Annotated in this window: 14 protein-coding genes; 3 read left to right on the top strand and 11 right to left on the bottom strand. The window is 72.0% G+C overall.

The annotated features are described in order from the left end of the window. Positions 1 to 65: 65 nt before the first annotated feature. From FB454_RS24270 to FB454_RS24245, 6 genes are all read right to left on the bottom strand, one after another. A complete protein-coding gene (locus tag FB454_RS24270; protein WP_486485448.1) occupies positions 66 to 1,739 on the bottom strand; it encodes a bifunctional 3'-5' exonuclease/DNA polymerase in 1,674 nt (557 codons plus the stop codon). 133 nt (positions 1,740 to 1,872) lie between these two features. Next, on the bottom strand, positions 1,873 to 2,829 hold the full coding sequence (locus FB454_RS24265; RefSeq protein ID WP_030272735.1) for a carbohydrate ABC transporter permease: 957 nt from the start codon (positions 2,827 to 2,829) through the stop codon (positions 1,873 to 1,875). A gap of 13 nt (positions 2,830 to 2,842) precedes the next feature. Further along, positions 2,843 to 3,784, bottom strand: a complete 942-nt coding sequence (locus FB454_RS24260) for a carbohydrate ABC transporter permease (RefSeq protein WP_013287337.1) — start codon at positions 3,782 to 3,784, stop codon at positions 2,843 to 2,845. Positions 3,785 to 3,806: 22 nt separating this feature from the next. Then, entirely contained in the window at positions 3,807 to 5,219 is a 1,413-nt protein-coding gene (gene ngcE, locus FB454_RS24255; RefSeq protein WP_013287338.1) for an N-acetylglucosamine/diacetylchitobiose ABC transporter substrate-binding protein, read from the bottom strand. A gap of 23 nt (positions 5,220 to 5,242) precedes the next feature. Continuing rightward, complete coding sequence (locus FB454_RS24250; protein WP_013287339.1) at positions 5,243 to 5,992, bottom strand: SIS domain-containing protein; 750 nt, start codon at positions 5,990 to 5,992, stop codon at positions 5,243 to 5,245. Next, positions 5,989 to 6,936 (bottom strand): MurR/RpiR family transcriptional regulator, encoded by a 948-nt coding sequence (locus FB454_RS24245; RefSeq protein ID WP_013287340.1) that lies wholly within the window; start codon positions 6,934 to 6,936, stop codon positions 5,989 to 5,991. The genes FB454_RS24250 and FB454_RS24245 overlap by 4 nt, the downstream gene beginning before the upstream one ends. A 157-nt stretch (positions 6,937 to 7,093) precedes the next feature. On the opposite strand from FB454_RS24245, the gene FB454_RS24240 reads away from it, so the two are divergent. After that, a complete protein-coding gene (locus FB454_RS24240; RefSeq protein WP_145823529.1) occupies positions 7,094 to 8,083 on the top strand; it encodes an N-acetylglucosamine kinase in 990 nt (329 codons plus the stop codon). A 169-nt stretch (positions 8,084 to 8,252) separates the two neighbouring features. Here FB454_RS24240 and FB454_RS24235 read toward each other — a convergent pair whose 3' ends face one another. The 4 genes from FB454_RS24235 to ngcE (FB454_RS24220) form a co-directional block, all read right to left on the bottom strand. Then, a complete protein-coding gene (locus FB454_RS24235) occupies positions 8,253 to 8,945 on the bottom strand; it encodes a cell wall-binding repeat-containing protein (protein ID WP_145823528.1) in 693 nt (230 codons plus the stop codon). 85 nt (positions 8,946 to 9,030) lie between these two features. Next, positions 9,031 to 9,975, bottom strand: coding sequence for a carbohydrate ABC transporter permease (locus FB454_RS24230; RefSeq protein WP_013287343.1), 945 nt, complete (start codon positions 9,973 to 9,975; stop codon positions 9,031 to 9,033). Then, positions 9,972 to 10,880 (bottom strand): carbohydrate ABC transporter permease, encoded by a 909-nt coding sequence (locus FB454_RS24225; RefSeq protein WP_013287344.1) that lies wholly within the window; start codon positions 10,878 to 10,880, stop codon positions 9,972 to 9,974. The genes FB454_RS24230 and FB454_RS24225 overlap by 4 nt, the downstream gene beginning before the upstream one ends. Beyond that, on the bottom strand, positions 10,880 to 12,295 hold the full coding sequence (gene ngcE, locus FB454_RS24220) for an N-acetylglucosamine/diacetylchitobiose ABC transporter substrate-binding protein (protein WP_013287345.1): 1,416 nt from the start codon (positions 12,293 to 12,295) through the stop codon (positions 10,880 to 10,882). Before ngcE (FB454_RS24220) ends, FB454_RS24225 begins: the two co-directional genes overlap by 1 nt. Positions 12,296 to 12,458: 163 nt before the next feature. On the opposite strand from ngcE (FB454_RS24220), the gene FB454_RS24215 reads away from it, so the two are divergent. Then, on the top strand, positions 12,459 to 13,883 hold the full coding sequence (locus FB454_RS24215; protein ID WP_013287346.1) for an acyltransferase family protein: 1,425 nt from the start codon (positions 12,459 to 12,461) through the stop codon (positions 13,881 to 13,883). Positions 13,884 to 13,886: 3 nt separating this feature from the next. Here the strand turns inward: FB454_RS24215 and FB454_RS24210 are convergent, their stop codons facing one another. Then, positions 13,887 to 15,182: an aspartate aminotransferase family protein gene (locus FB454_RS24210; RefSeq protein ID WP_145823527.1), complete on the bottom strand. Its 1,296-nt coding sequence runs from the start codon at positions 15,180 to 15,182 to the stop codon at positions 13,887 to 13,889. Positions 15,183 to 15,285: 103 nt separating this feature from the next. On the opposite strand from FB454_RS24210, the gene FB454_RS24205 reads away from it, so the two are divergent. After that, entirely contained in the window at positions 15,286 to 16,248 is a 963-nt protein-coding gene (locus tag FB454_RS24205; protein ID WP_145823612.1) for a hypothetical protein, read from the top strand. The last annotated feature ends 19 nt before the right edge of the window (positions 16,249 to 16,267 follow it).

Below are 16,267 nucleotides of genomic sequence, written 5' to 3'. Positions count from 1 at the left end.
ACGCACACCGGGCCCAACGAGCGCGGCCGGGGGCGGGTAGCGGGGCAAAACGGAAAATTGCGTGACTATGCCGCGTCCGCGTAGCAGTCCACTGTCGACAGATCGAGCGGGAACCGGACCGGGGTGTCGCCGAACAGCAGCCGGGTGGCCCGCCCGCCGGCGGCGGTGACCGCCTCGGCGACGGTTGCCGCCTGCCCGGCCGGGCAGTGCACCATCACCTCGTCGTGCTGGAAGAAGACCAGCTCCGCCTCCGTGCCGGCCAGCTCGGTGCGCAACGTGGCCAGCAGCGTCGAGGCCCACTCGGCAGCAGTGGCCTGGATGACGAAGTTGCGGGTGAAGCGCCCCCGCGAGCGGGCCGCCCGGGCCGACGGGCTGTGCGGATCGGCCCCGCCGTCGGACATCGCCTCCTCCCCCTCGGCGAACCCCGCCGACCCGGGCGGGCAGGTGCGGCCCAGCCAGGACCGGACCAGCCCGCCCGCCTCACCGGTGCGCGCCGCCGCCTCGACGTAGCCGAACGCGGTCGGATAGTTCTTCCGCAGCACCGCCAGCGCCGGCACGGCCGCCCCGCCGGTCTGCCCGTACATCGCCCCGAGCAGGGCCACCTTGGCCTTCGCCCGGTCACCGGCGAACGCGTCCCGGGCCAGCGCGGCGTACAGGTCACCGGCGCCGCCCGCCGCCGCCAGCCGCTCGTCCTCGGAGACCGCCGCGAGCACACGCGGTTCGAGCTGACCCGCGTCTGCGACCACGAACGTCCAGCCCGGGTCCGCCACCACTGCCTGCCGGATCACCTTCGGGATCTGCAACGCCCCGCCGCCCCGGGTCGCCCACCGGCCGGACACCACGCCGCCCGGTACGTACTCCGGGTGGAACCGGCCGCCGGAGACCCAGGCGTCGCGCCAGGCCCAGCCGTGCGCCGTCCAGATCCGGTACAACTCCTTGTATTCGAGGACCAGCGGCGCCGCCGGGTGCTCCACCCCGCGCAGCACCCAGGCGCGCGTGTTCGGCAGGTCCACGCCCGCGCGGGCGAACGCCCGCAACAGCTCCGCGGGCGAGTCGGCGTGCACCTGGCGTACGCCGAACGCGTCAGCGATCCGGGCCTGCAACTCGGCCAGCCGGCGCGGTGGCCCGCCGACCGGGGACGGCTCGCCGAGCAGGTCGGCCAGGATGGCGTCGTGCACGTCGGCGCGCCAGGGCAGCCCGGCCGCGCCCATCTCGGCCGCCACCAGCGCGCCCGCCGACTCGGCGGCCACCAGGAGCCGGAACCGGCCGGGATGGGTGGTCGCGGCGATCCGGGCGAGCTGGTCTGCGTACACCCGGGTCAACGCCGTGATGCCCGGACCGGGCGGGCCCGACGGCGGCTCGAAGAGCGCGGCCTGGGCGTGGCCGGGCGGCTCGGGCGGGCGGGGCGCCGGGTCCGGCGGGACCGGCGCGCCGGTGACCCGGGCCCAGGCGGCTGGTAGCGCGCGGGGCTCGCCCCACCGGCCCGCGTGCCCGAGCAGCAGCGCCTCGGTCAGCTCGACGTCGTGGCAGCGGTCGAGGCGCACCCCGGCGCGCAGCAGCGCCGGGTAGACGCCCGCCCAGGCGGCCCAGACCCAGCGGGGGTGCCCGGCGGCCTCCCGGGCGGCCACGGCGGCGGCCAGGTCGGTGACCTCCTCGGCCGGGCCGGACGGGGTGCCGTCGGCGTGCAGCGGTTGCAGCACGCCGCCGCCCCGCTCGTCCGCCACCACCGCCACCAGCACGGACGCATTCTGCCCCCTCCCCCTGACACGCTCCGCGTGGAAGGAAGGGCCCCCTCTTAACGCCTGCGGTAGAGGAAGGGCCCCTTGTTAACGCTGCGCGTTAACAAGGGGCCCTTCCTTACACCCCGGAGGGTTACTTGCTGACGCCGGCGGTGAGGCCGGACTGCACCTGGCGCTGGAAGACGATGTACACGATCAGCACCGGAAGCATCGCCATGGTGACACCGGCGAAGAGTCCGCTCCAGTCGGACTTGTAGCCCTGGTTGACCGACAGCTCGATCAGCCCCTGGGCGATCACCTGGTTCTTCGGCTCGCCGGACACCGACTGCATGAGCAGCGTCGGCAGGTACCACTGGTTCCACTGGCCGAGCACGTTGAAGATGCCGATGCTGATCAGGCCCGGCTTGGCCATCGGCAGCATCACGCTGAAGAACGTGCGGGTGTGCGAGGCCCCGTCGACCTGGGCCGCCTCGGCGATCGAGTCGGGCAGCGTCCGGAAGAACGAGTGCATGAAGAAGATCGTGAACGACAGCGACCAGGCCACGTAGACCAGGATCAGCATGAGGTGCTTGTTCGGGCCGAGCAGCGGGAGGCTGACCCCGGTGTTGTAGACGCCCTTGAACAGCGGCACAGCGGCCAGGTAGATCGGCAGCGTAAGCCCGGACAGGAACATCCAGTAGATCAGCCGGTTGCCGCGGAACTCGTAGCGCGCCAGGGCGTACGCGGCCATCGAGCCCAGCAGCATCGTCAGCGTCACGCTGAACACGAGCACGAGCAGCGTGTTCAGGAAGAAGCTGTCGATCCCGGCGGTCCAGGCGCGGGCGAAGTTGTCCCACTGCAGGGCGTCGGGGATCAGCGACAGCGGCTCGCGGATCACCTCGGAGTCGGTCTTGAGCGCCGACATCACCACCCACAGCAGCGGGTAGACCACCATGATCGCCCAGACCGCGAGGAACAGGTGCGAGAAGCCGTTGAAGATCCGGCCGCCGAAGCCGTTGCCGACGTCCTTCGCGCGCCGGTCCGCCGGCGGCCGGTCCGGCGGCGCCGTGTCGGACCGGGCCGGGCCGGAGGTGTGGGTCACAGTACTCATCGTCCAGACCTCCTCAGTACTCGATCCGCTCACGGCGGGTGATCCTCAGCTGGAGCGCGGCCAGCAGGATGGTGAAGATGGCCAGCGCGACGGCGATCGCGCAGGCGTAACCGAACTGGCCCTTCTGGAACGCGTTGAACTGGATCACCGAGGCGAAGATCTCGCTGGCGTGGTTCGGCCCGCCCTGGCTCGGCGTCATGACGAAGACCAGCGCGTACATGTCCAGCGCGATGAAGCCCAGATAGACCCAGGCGACCGAGATGCTGTCCCGCAGCAGCGGCAGGGTCACCCGGAAGAACGTGTGGAACCGGCCCGCGCCGTCGAGGATCGCGGCCTCGTAGATGTCCTTCGGGATGGACTGCATCGCGGCGGAGAACAGCACCATGTAGAAGCCGGCGCCGCTCCACACCGCGATGAACAGCAGCCACCAGAGCACCGCCGGCACGCCGAGGAACGGCTCCGGATCGGCGGTGAAGGCGATCGGGTTGTCCGCGTCGACCAGCCCGATCTTGATGAGCAGGCCGTTGATCAGGCCCTGCCCGTCGGTGCGGTAGATCTGCTGCCACATGACGGCGATAACCACCAGCGACAGCACCTGCGGGAAGAAGAAAATGACCTTGTAGAGCCCGGAGCCGAACACCCCGCGGATGCCGGCCCTGTCCTCGCGTCCGCCCACGTTGAGCAGGAACGCGAGGAACAGGGCCAGCGCGATCGTGAACAGCGGCACGGTGACCAGGAAGAACACGTTGTGCCAGAACGCCTTCCGGATCAGCTCGTCGGAGAACAGCCGGACGTAGTTGTCCAGCCCGACGAAGCGCTGGGAATCGGAGTACCCGCCCCAGTCGGTCAGCGAGTACCCCGCCGCCTGGGCGAACGGCCACACCACGTAGAACAGGTACAGCGCGACGGGCAGGGCCAGGAAGCCCGTGACGAAACGCGCGACTCCGTGCCGCATTGGACTCACTTCCTCGCGGTGATCAGGCGGTGCGGGTCTGCTTCTTGATCGACGAGTCCTTGGCGACCTTGTCGGCGGCCGCCTGCATCTTGTCGACGAACTGCTGCGCGGTCAGGCGGCCGGCCATCAGCTCCTCAGAGAGGTTCTGGCTCTCCTTGTCCAGGTCGGCGTAGAAGTCCGGGAACTTCACCGAGATCAGGTCCGAGCTGCCGTTCTTCATCAGCGAGTTCGCCGACGCCAGCGCGGTGTCCTGGACGTTGTCGCCGGAGCCCTTGGTGGAGGCCAGCGACTTGGTCAGCTCGGCGAACTTCGCCGAACCGGCCTTGGAGAGGATGGCCCGCAGGAACTCCTTCGCGGCCTCCTTGTTCGGCGCCTTGCTCGGCACCACGAAGCCCTCGCCGGAGGAGGCGAAGACGTCCTTGGCGGCCTTGTCCCCGCTCTTGCTCCAGTAGTCGGAGATGGTCATCTCGAAGCCCGGCGGGATGGTCGCGGCCATCTCGTTCTTCAGCCAGGTGCCGACCTGGATGAAGGCCGCCTTGCCGTCCAGGAACGCCTGCTGCGACTGGGTGTGGTCGAGCTTGCCCGGCAGCAGCAGCTTGTCCTTGACCAGCTTCTCCCACGGCTCCAGCGCCGCGACGATGCCGTCGGCCTTCCAGGCGCCGTCCTTCAGGTTGTCGATGTCGACGACGGCCTGCTTGCCGACCGCCTTCCAGATGCTGGCGAACAGCGCCCAGCGCGGGTAGTAGCCGTGCACCGCGTCGTGCACGTACGGCGCCATGCCCTTGGCCTTGATCTTCGGCGCGAGCGCGAAGAACTCGTCCCAGGTGGTCGGCGCCGTCCAGCCCTCCTTCTTGAACAGCGCGGCGTTGTACCAGTTGCCCCACACCGTGTACGCGACGTTCACGACGTAGAACTTGCCGTTCTGCGTACCGTCGGCGACGGTGCCCGGCAGCAGGCTGTCGGCCACAGTCCCCTCGCTGTCCCAGGCCGGCGCGGTGAGCAGGTCGTCCAGCGGCTCGATCGCGCCCTCGTTGATCAGCGTGCTGCGGTCCATCATGTCGGCGCCCGAGTTCATCACCAGATCGCTCGGCTGCGTCGCCATCTTGGGCTGCTCTTCGGTCTTGATCTTCTGGGTCGAAGACATGTTGACCGTGATGTTCGGGTGCTTGGCGTTGAAGATGACCTTGTCTTCCTTGGCCCACTGGTCACCCAGGCCACCGTTGAAGACGACCACCTTGACCGCGCTGCCGTCCTTGACGCCGAACGGGTTGTCCTTGCTCTTGGCCGCGCCGCCGCCGTCGGACTTGCTCGGCTCGCTGCCGGCGCACGCGCTCAGCAGACCCGCCGCCGGTACGGCCAGCAGACCGGCCGCCGCGGCGCGCCGCAGCAGGGTCCGACGGCTGACGTCGCCGAACTTCTCGGGGGAAACCGACATCTTGTCTCTCCTTGTGGGTCGGGTCAGGCGGTCCGCCGGAGACGCCCGGCGTACCGCGACTCGAGGGCGAGGTTGTGCTCGTCCCCACCGGGGACGTTGGCGGAGAGGTAGACAGGGGGTACCTCTCCGGCCTGGTGGAACCGTCGTACGACCTCGGCGGTCAGCAGCTGCGCCAGCAGCGCCGCGGTGACCGACGAGACCGCACAGACCGCGCCGCCGCCCTCGAGCGGCAGCAGTGCGTCGCCGTACGGCGCGCCGTTGTCCAGCACGACGTCGGCGAGGTCGGCGAGCCGGTGCCCGGAGGGGTGCCGAGGAGCTACCCGGGCGGTGTGCTCGACCGAGGTGACAGCGATCAACGGATGGCCGCCGCGCTTGACCAGCGTCGCCAGCTCGACCACCGAGCCGTTGATGCCGGACTGCGAGGCGACCACGAACACGTCCCCCGGCTGCGGCGCCGCCAGGGCGTAGAGCTGGTGCGCCACGGCCGGGTCGCGTTCCAGCTTCGGGTCGGCGAGCACGTCGCGGGGCGCGTCGCCGTGCAACACGAGGTCGTGCAGGGAGAGCCGGTTGGCGGGGACCAGGCCACCGGCCCGGGCGACCAGCTCGGCGGCGAACGCCTCCGAGTGGCCGGCGCCGAACGCCTGGAGCACGCATCCTGCGCGCAGCCCGGAGGCGATCAGGTCGGCCGCGCGATCCACCGCCACGGCCTGGCTGTCCACCAGCCGGTCGAGCACCGGGCGGACCGCGTCGGCGTACCGCTGGGCACTGATCATGAGAGGGCCCCCTTCGCGGCCTTGTGCCCGTCGACGGCCTGGGCGGTACGCCGGAAGGCCGCGTGGGCGCGGTCGTGGGTGCGCTGCGCCACCGCGATGTAGAGCAGGTCGAGCACGACGAGCTGCGGGTGCCGGGCGGAGAGCGCGTCCGGCCGGAACGTGGTGGCCTGGCTCGCGGTCACCAGCACGATGTCGGCCAGCTCGGCCAGCGGCGAGCGGGGGAAGCCGGTCAGCGCGACTGTGGTGGCCCCGCGACTGCCGGCCTCGGCGAGCAGCTCGATCGTCTCCCGGGTCTGCCCGGTGTGCGAGATGCCGAGCGCCACGTCCCCGGCGCCCAGCAGCGCGGCACTGGCGAGTCCCTCGTGCACGTCGCTCCAGGCCCACGCGGCGACGCCGATGCGGTGCAGGCTGAACTGCATCTCCTCGCCGACGAGCGCGCTGCCGCTGGCCCCGAAGATGTTCACCCGGCTGGCCCCGGCGATGGCGACCGCCGCGCGTTCCACCTCGGCCAGGTCGAGCAGCGCGGCGGTGTCGTGCATGGCCCGCGTGTCGGCGGCCATGATCTGGTCGAGCACCCGGGACAGCGGGTCGCCGGGCTGGATCTCCCGTCCGATGTCGACGGTCCAGCCGGCCGAGCGGGCCCGCCCGGTCTCGGCGGCGATGCCGAGCCGCAGGTCGGCGTAGCCCTCGAAGCCCATCGCCCGGCAGAACCGGGTGATGGTCGCCGGTGACGTGCCGCTGCGCTCGGCCAGCTCGACGATGGTGGCCCGGGCCGCCGCCTCCGGGTCGCTGAGCACGTGCTCGGCGACCCGGCGCAGCGCCCCGGTCAACTCCCCCGTGCCGGCCCGGACCCTGGCCAGCACCCCGTCGGCGCCCAGCCGGTCGGCCGGACCGGCATCGACCACCGCGGTCGCCGCGGAAGTCTCCACCTCGTGCTCGACCATCGGCGGAAGCCTTTCGGAAAAGAGTGTTAACTGTTAGTGGTAAAAGTTCTTACTGAAGGGCCCTCCGTGTCAAGGGCGTGGGCGAAGTTTTCAAACTGTTACCTGGCGCACCGGCGCGATCTTGCGCCCGGCGACGCGGCCGACCAGCATGAGGACCATGTCGGACACCGTCGTGCTCGGCCTCGATGTCGGGGGCACGTCCACCCGCGCGACCGCGCTGAGCCTCGACGGCACGCGTCTGGGCGCCGGCCGGGCCGGCGGCGGCAACCCCACCAGCCACGGCGCCGAGCGGGCCGCCGCCGAACTGCTCGCCGCCCTGCGCGCGGCGCTCGCCGACATCGACCCCCATCGGGTACGCGCCGGCGTCATCGGCCTCGCGGGGGCCGGCCGCCTCCTGGCCGACCCGCGCGGCCGGGACGCGTTCGACCACGCGTGGGCCGAGGCGGGGCTGCGATGCCCGTACGCCGTGCACGGCGACGCGCTCGTCGCCTACGCCTCCGGCACCGCCGCCCCGGACGGCACGGTGCTCGTCGCCGGCACCGGCGCCATCGCCGCCCAGGTACGCGACCTGCGGCTGGACCGCACCGCCGACGGCCACGGCTGGCTGCTCGGCGACGCGGGTTCCGGGTTCTGGCTCGGCCGCGAGGCGGTCCGGCGGCTGCTGACCGACCTGGACCGCGCGGAGACCCCCGGTGAGCTGGGACGCCGGGTGCTGGCCGAGCTGACCGGCACGACCGCTGTGGACGCTCAGCCGCGCGCGACGGCCGGAGCCGTGGTGCAGGCGGTGACCCGGCGGCCGCCTGTGGAACTGGCCCGGCTCGCGCCGCTCGTGGTGTCGTCGGCACGGGACGGGGAGCCGGCAGCCGCCGCGCTGATCGCCGAGGCCGCCGCGCTGCTGGCGGAGAGCGTGTCCCGCATCCGCCCGCCGGGCGCGGCCGATCCGGTGGTGCTCGGCGGCGGGCTGCTCACCGGTGACACCCCGCTGGCCGGCGCGGTACGCGCGGAACTGGCCGAACGGTGGCCCGGCGCACCGTTGCACGGCGCCGGGGACGGCGCGGCCGCCGCGGCCTGGCTCGCCGCCCGCGACCTGCCCGAGGTGACCGACCCGGCGGCACTGCACACCCGCCTGGTGCCCCCGCCCACCTGACCCGCCCTGCTGGCCGCCCCGCCGCGCTGGCCCTGCCGCGCTGGCCGCCGCGCTGCGGCGGCCGCTGTTGGGTGGAACGTCATGGGTGTCAAAACGGCGGTTTGACACCCATGACGTTCCACTCGCGGCTTCCGGCAGTTCTCGGCGTGAGCCGGGGCGCTCCGGCTGATCAGTATCGGTCCTGCGAACCCGGCTGAGCCTGGTGCCAGCCCTGCGGCGCGGGCTGACCCGGGTGCCCCTGCGGCGCGGGGCCGTACTGCGTGGGCTGACCAGGGCGGCCCTGGGGCGCGCTGCCCTGAGGCGCGGGCGGATTCGGGTACCAGCCCTGCGGGGCGGGCTGACCCGGGTGCCCCTGCGGCGCGGCGCCGTACGGTGCGGGCTGACCCGGGGCGTGCTGGCCCTGGGCGGGCGGGAACGCCGGGGCGGGCTGACCGTGCCCCGCCGCCGGGTACGTGCCGGGCTGCTGCTGCCCACCCGGGTACTGCGGCGCGCCCGCGAACTGCTGCTGCCCGCCCGGGTGCTGCTGACCACCCGGGAACGACGGTCCGCCCGGGTACTGCTGGCCGCCCGCGAACTGCGGTCCGCCCGCGAACTGCTGCGCGGCGGCCTGCTCGCGGGCTTCCTTGCGTGCCTTCACCGCGCGCACGATCAGCAGGATCGGCAGCACGAAGACGTAGAAAAAAATCCGGTAGCTGTCGCCGTCGAAGAGGAACAGCAGATAGAAGCCGTACCCGAAGAAGGCCAGGCCGATCACCACGTTGAGGATCCGGGAGCCGGTCCCCTGTTCCTTGACCGCCACACCGACGGCGATCATCGCGATGCCACCGAGCAGCAGCAACAGCGTGTAGAGGAGGAAGAACATGAAATTCCTGTCGATAGATGAGCGTGCCGGCCCACCCTAGGTCAGCTCGATCTTCCCCACTGTCCCGTTGCCTGTGGCAACCACCTCACTTGAGCTGCCCGGCGGTCAGTCCGGACTGGACCTGACGCTGGAACGCGACGTACACCACGAGCACCGGCAGCACCGCGATGGTGAGGCCGGCGAACAACTGGGCGTAGTCACCGGCGTAGCCCTGGCTCACCGCGAGCGAACTCAGCCCCTGGGCGAGCATCCGGTCCTGGCCGTCGCCGGGCAGGAGCACCTGCGGCAGCAGGAACTGGTTCCAGTGGCTGAGGAAGTTGAAGATCCCGACACTGATCAGTCCCGGTCTCGCCATCGGCAGCATCACCCGGAAGAACAGCCGGAAGTGCCCGCATCCGTCGATCAGCGCGGCCTCCGCCACCGACGTCGGCAGCGTCCGGAAGAACGCGGTCAGGAAGAACACGGTGAACGGCAGCGAGTACGCGGTGTAGACCAGGATCAGGCCCGGCCAGGTGCCGAGCAGACCGACGCTGCGGACCACGAAGAACAGCGGCACCAACGCCAGGAAGACCGGGAACATCATGCCGCCGACGAACAGGTAGTAGACGACCTGCCGGCCGCGGAACTCGTACCGCGCGAAGACGTACGCGGCGGTGGCGCCGAGCAGCATGGTCAGGCTCAGCGAGCCGGCCACCACGACCAGGCTGTTGAAGAAGAACCGGCCGATGTGGGCGCTGGTCCAGGCGCGCGACCAGTTGTCGAACCGCAGCGCCTCGGGCAGCCCCCACGGCTCGGCGATGATCTCGCCGTTGCTCTTCAGCGAGCTGAGCACCATCCAGGCCAGCGGCAGGACGGTCATCGCCGCCCAGAGCAGCAGGAAGCCGTGCGAGAAGACGTTCGCCACGCCCAGCTCGCGGCGCGGCGGCCGGTCGGCGGATCGGCCCGCGCCGGCCGGGTGGGTCGCGTCGTCCGGGCGGGTCGTGCCGGCGGTCGTGGCGCCGGTCGCCGCACCGGGATCCACTGTGGTCACGAGTACTCGATCCGATCACGCCGGGCGGTGCGCAGCGCCAGCACCGCCACCGAGAGGGTCAGGAAGAACATCGCCACGCCGATCGCCGAGGCGTACCCGAACTTGTTTTCGCTGCCGAACGACGTGTCGTACATCCGCAGCCCGATCACGTCGGAGGAGAAGTTCGGTCCGCCGTTGGTCATGAGCTGGACCAGGATGAAGCCGTCCAGCGCGGCGATGGCGAGGTAGATCCAGGCCACCTGGATGGTGTCCCAGAGCAGCGGAATGGTGATCTTCCGCAGCATCGTGGTGCGGGACGCGCCGTCGAGCAGCACCGCCTCGTAGATGTCACGCGGGATGGCCTGCATGGCGGCGCCGAAGAGCACCACGTAGAAGCCGACGTTGCTCCACACCATCACCGCCAGCACGCACCAGAACGCGAAGCGCGGGTCGCCGAGCCAGGCCGGGGTGGCCAGCCCGACGGCGCGCAGGGCGCCGTTGAGCAGGCCACTCGTCGGACTGTAGATCTCCTTCCAGAGCAGCGCGATGATCACCACCGAGAGCACCTGGGGGAAGAAGTAGACGAGCCGGTAGACCGAGGTGCCGCGCACCCCGGTCACACCGGCCCGGCCCTTACGGCCGCCCATGGTGAGCATGCTGGCGAAGAACAGGCCCAGCCCGATCGTCACCACCGGCACCACGGCGAGCAGGATCGCGTTGTTCTTCAACGCGTTCCACACGTACCCGTCGTGCAGCAGCGTGCGGAAGTTCGCCATGCCGACCGGGTCGGCCTGCGCGGAGTAGCCCATCCAGTCGGTGGTGGAGATCTGAAAAGCCTGGAGGTACGGCGACAGCACGAAGATGCCGTACAACGCCAGTGGTGGCAGCAGGAACGTGAGGATCAGGGGGAGGCGGCCCTGTCGCATCACGCGGACCGCTTGTACTTCTTGACCGAGTTGTCCTGGGCGATCGAGTCGGCGCCCTTCTGGCACTGGTCGAGGAACTCGGCCGGGGAGATCCGGCCGCTGAAGAACTCGCCGCAGGCCGCGTCGACCAGGTTGCGCTCCAGCTTGCGGTAGTAGTTGTTGTAGACCCAGTTGAAGCCGTTGGACCCGGACGCGTCGAGCGCCTTGACCACGGTGCTGAGCCCGTACGGCAGGTCGATGCCCTCGGTGGCGCCGGCGACCACGGGCAGGCTGGCGACCTTCTTGGTGAAGTCCTGGGCGCCCTTGCGGGACAGCATGGTGCGGAAGTACTCCAGGCCGCCGGCGACGTTGCGCGCCTTCGCCGGCACCATGAACGGCTCGCCTGCGGTGCCGCGGATCGCCTCGTACGGCAGCTTGTCGCCGCTGCCCAGGCTCGGCGTCGGCGCGACCGTCATGTTGAAGCCGGCCGGCGTGACGTCCTTCTGCTCGCTCTCCAGCCAGGAGCCGCAGGAGATGAACGCGGCCTTGCCCTGGCACCACGCGGTCTGCGACTGCTTGTGGTCCAGGCCCGGGGATCCGTCGAGGATGAACTTGTCCTTGACGATCTGGTGCCAGGCGTCGGCGGCGGTCTTCATGGCGTCCGACTTCCAGGCGTTCGGCTCCAGGTTGTCGATCGCCAGCGCCACGGACGGGCCGCCGAGCTTGATCGCGGTGGAGATCAGCGGCCAGCTCATGTAGCGGGGGTGCACACCGGCGTACGTCCAGGGGGCGATGCCCGCGGCCTTGATCCGGCGGCAGAGCGCGATGTGGTCGTCCCAGGTCTTGGCGTCCTCCCAGCCACGGTCGGCGAACAGCTTGGTGGAGTGCCAGATGCCGTACACCGTGTAGGTGTAGTTGAGCACCAGGAACCGGCCGTCGTAGGAGCCGACCTCGACGGTGCCGGGCAGCAGCGTGTCCTTGACCGTCTTGCCGGGCGTGTCGAGGCTCGGCGCGGCGAGCAGCTCGCCCAGGTCGGCGAGCGCGTTCTGGGAGACCAGGCCGTTGAAGTCGATCTGGCCGGCGCCGGAGTTGTTGACCACGTCCGGCGGGCTGCCGTCGACGAAGCGGGGCTGGAGCGTCTTGCTGATCTCCGCGGTGGCCGAGTGCTTGATCTCCGCCTTCGGGTAGCGCTCCTTGTACATGGCCTCGTGGGCCTTGGCGTAGTCCTCCCCGAACCCGCCGTTGAAGATCACCACCTCCAGCGGGGCGTCCTCGGCCACGCCGAGCGGGTTCTGCTCGCTCTTGGTGCCCTTGTACGCGCCCTTGTCGCCCTCATCGCCCCCACCCGACGTGGCGCAGCCGGCGAGCAGCCCGGCGGCGGGGGTGGCCAGCAGACCGGCGGCGGCGCTGCGCCGTAGGATCTCACGCCTGTTCATCGCATCTCCTCGGTCCGGGTACGCGCGGTGAGCACCCTGTCGCTTGTCTTCACAAGACGCATTTCCAATGAAGAATTTCTACGACAGTGCGACGGGGACCACAAGACCTCTCGACCGATCCGTTATCCGTACCGGTCGGGCCCGGCTGGCCTAGCCTGAGCCCATGCGCCGCCTGCGGCAGCTCGCGCAACGCACGCCGCCGGGGCGGGAGCGCTACATCGACCTGCTCCGGGCGCTGGCCATCACCATGGTCGTGCTCGGCCACTGGGGTGTCACAGCCATCGGGTACGACAACGGCCGCCCCGCCGGCCACTCCGCGCTGGCCGACCTGCGCTGGGCCTGGCCGCTGACCTGGGTGGCCCAGGTGATGCCGGTGTTCTTCCTGGTCGGCGGCTACGCCAACGCCGCCTCGCTGGCCGCCCGCCGGCGCCGGGGCGGGTCGGCAGCCGGGTGGCTGGTGGACCGCAGCGCCCGGCTGATCCGCCCCACCACCGTGTTGCTGCTGGTCCTGTCAGCGGGCGCGGGGATCGCCACGCTGCGCGGCGCCGACGCGGGGCAGGTGCGCACAGTGGTCTGGTTCGCCACCATCCCGCTGTGGTTCCTGGTCGCCTACGTCGCGGTGGTGGCGCTGACCCCGCCGATGTACGCGCTGCACCGCCGGTTCGGGCTCGCCGTGCCGACGGCGCTCGTGGTGCTGGTCGCGCTCGGCGACCTCGGCCGGCTCCTCGGCCCGGCCGCGCTCGCCGACGGCAACTACCTGTTCGGCTGGCTGGCCGTCCATCAGGTCGGTTTCGCCTGGTACGACGCCGCCCGGGCGGACGCCCGCCGCACCGGCGACGCGGCCGGCGCCGACGCGGCCGATGCTGGTGAAGCCGGACCTCGGGGCCTGTTCCGCCGCGGGCTGCCGCTGTCCGGCCGGGCCGGCGCGGTCCTGCTGGGCGGTGGCCTGGTCGCGCTGGTGCTGCTCACGGTGGCCGGGCCGTACCCGGTGGCGATGCTCCACGTGCCGGGTGAGCGACTGGACAACGCGGCACCGCCGAGCCTGGCGCTGATGGCCGCGGCCGCCGCCCAGCTCGGCCTCATCCTGCTGCTGCGACGCCCGGCCGGGCGCTGGCTGCGCCGGTCCGGCCCCTGGCAGGCGGTGCTCGCGGTCAACGCCGTGGTGCTCACGCTGTTCCTCTGGCACCTGACCGCCGCGGTGCTGCTCGTCGGCCTGCTGGACGCGCTCGGCGTGCTGCCTGCTCCCCCGGTCGGTTCGGCGGCCTGGTGGGCGTGGCGCGTACCGTGGCTGCTCGCGCTGGCCGCGGTGCTGGCCGTGTTGGTCGCCGTCTTCGGTCCGGTCGAGGCCCGCACCCGCCGCCCGGCCGCGACCGGGCCGGCCGGGGCGGGTGGCCGGCGGCTGCGCGCCGGTCTGGCCGTCGCCGGGTACGCGGGCGTGCTGGTCGGCCTGCTGCTGAACAGCCTCGCGCCCAAGACGGCGCCGGAGCCGCTGGGCCTGCCCGCCCCGGCGCTGGTGGCGTATCTGGCCGGGGCGGGTCTGCTGCGGCTGCTCAGGTCCGGACGGGCGGGACCGCGCCGGCCGGGTTGACGCTCACGCCTCGATCGCGGCGCGGATCGCGTCGGCCATGATCGCCAGGCCCTCCCGGGCCTCGTCCTCGGTGAGCGTCAGCGGCGGGCCCATCCGGATCACGTTGCCGTACAGGCCGCCCTTGCCCACGAGCAGGCCGCCGGCCCGGCACGCCTCGAAGACGCGGGTGGTCAGCGCCGCGTCCGGCTCGACGGTGCCCGGGTGGACGAACTCGACGGCGAGCATCAGGCCCTTGCCGCGTACCTCGGCGACCTGGTCCAGTCCGGCGACGGCGGCGCGCAGGCCGTCGCCCAGGATCGCGCCGACCCGGGCGGCGTTGCCCTGCAGGTCGTGGTCGAGCAGGTAGTCGAGCACCGCGTTGCCGGCGGCGGTGGAGACCGGGTTGCCGCCGAACGTGGAGAAGCTGATCGCCGGCACCGACTCCAGCACCTCGGCCCGGCCGACCACCCCGGCGAGCGCGAACCCGTTGCCGATGCCCTTGGCGAAGGTGAGCAGGTCCGGCGTCACCCCGTGCGCCTGGTAGCCCCAGAAGTGCTCGCCGGTACGCCCCCACCCGGTCTGCACCTCGTCGCTGATCAGCAGGATGCCGTGCTCGTCGAGCACCTTCTTCCAGGCGGCGAAGAGCCCGTCCGGTCCGTGCACGAAGCCGCCGACACCCTGGACCGGCTCGGCGATCAGGCAGGCCACGTCGCCCGCGGTCTGGGTGGCGAGCACCTCGCGCAGGTCCTCGACCGCCGCGTCGACCCGGTCGGCGGCGTCGAGCCGGGCCAGCAGCCCGCGCAGCCGTTCACCGGAGTGCAGCCAGGCCACCTGCAACGGGTTGAGGGCGCTGGCCGACCAGCCGCGGTTGCCGGTGACGCCCATCGTCGCGTACGACCGGCCGTGGTAGCTGTTGCGCACCGCGAGGATCTGGTGCGAGCGCCGGTGGTTCGTGGCGACCAGCAGCGCGGCCTCGTTCGCCTCGGTGCCGGAGTTGGTGAAGAACACGCGGGCGTCCGGGATGCCGGAGAGCCGGGCGATCTTCTCGGCCAGCTCGACCTGCTGCCGGATCAGGTAGAGCGTCGAGGTGTGCACGAGCCCGGTCCGCAGCTGTTGTTCGACCGCCTCCCGGATCTCCGGGATGTCGTGGCCGACCATCGTGGTCAGCACCCCGCCGAAGAAGTCCAGATAGGTCCGGCCAGCCGCGTCGGTGACCCGGCGGCCGGAACCGGCGACGAGTTCCAGCGGTTCGGCATAGTAGAGCGGCATCCAGGAGGGGAGCACGGCCCGGTGCCGGGCCAGCAGGTCGTCGGAGGTCATCGGCGCACCCTTCAGCGGAGGTGGACCCCCGCACGCTCCCACCGCGACCGGGGCAGAAACAACTGTCCCGGGCGGTAGCATCCGCCGGGTGCGGACGGATCAGGTGACGCTGCCGGGCGGCGCGGCGGGCACGACGCGGGTGCAACTCCTGGCCGGGATCCGGTCCTGGGTGGAGTCGGCGCCGGTGCGGCGTCTCGTGGCGCACTTCGGCGGTGACTGGCCCGGCGGCGACCTGGCGGCGGTGCTGGCCGGGCTGGACGCGTTCTCCGCCCGCCGCTGGGACTTCCGGCAGGGACGGGAACGCCCGGACGCCCGGGAGCCGGCGTTCGACCCGGCCACCGCCGGACTGGTGCTGAGCGCCGCCGCCGCGCTGGGCCTGGTCCGCGCCGTCGCGCCGGCCCGATCCGGGTACGCGCACCTCCTGGTGCTCGGCGGGCTGGCGCACGCCTGCCTGCGGCGTACCGCGTACGCGGCGGTGCTGGCCCGGACGGCGGCCGAGGTGACCGGCGAGGTGGCCGTGCTCGGCAGCTACCGGCCGCTGTCAGCGGCCGAGTCCCGCACGCTCGACGCCGCCGGCCTGTCCGGCTGCGCCACCGAGGTGGACGTCCTCGACGCCGGGGTGCGGCTGGCGTTCGGGGTGGACGAGCCGGACGACGAGCGCGGCGAGCCGGCCGATCATCCGCATCGGGCCTGGTCCTCGCGCACCTACCGGCCGGCCGGGCTGCCCCCGGTACGGGTGCTCGCCGCGCCGTCGAGCGAACCGGACCGCCGTCGCGCGCACACCGCCGACACGCAGCGGTTCTGGGCCGAGCATGTGCGGCTGCGCGCGGACGACCCGGTGCTGATGGTGACCGCCCCGATCTACGTGCCGTTCCAGCACTGCGACGCGCTGCGGACGCTCGCCGTGCCGTACGGGTGCGGCATCGAGACGGTCGGGGTGGACCCGGCCGCGCGTGCCGCGGTGGCGGTACCGGAGCCGACCCTGACTCCGGGCCGCTACCTCCAGGAGATCCGGTCGGCGCTGCGGTCGATGCGCGCGCTGCACGCGACGCTGACGGCCGGCTGAACCGGCGTGCGGGCCGGCG

The organism is Micromonospora sp. CNZ297 (assembly GCF_007827625.1).
Note: the sequence above shows the minus strand (reverse complement) of the source record. Positions and strands in the feature narration are given on the sequence as shown.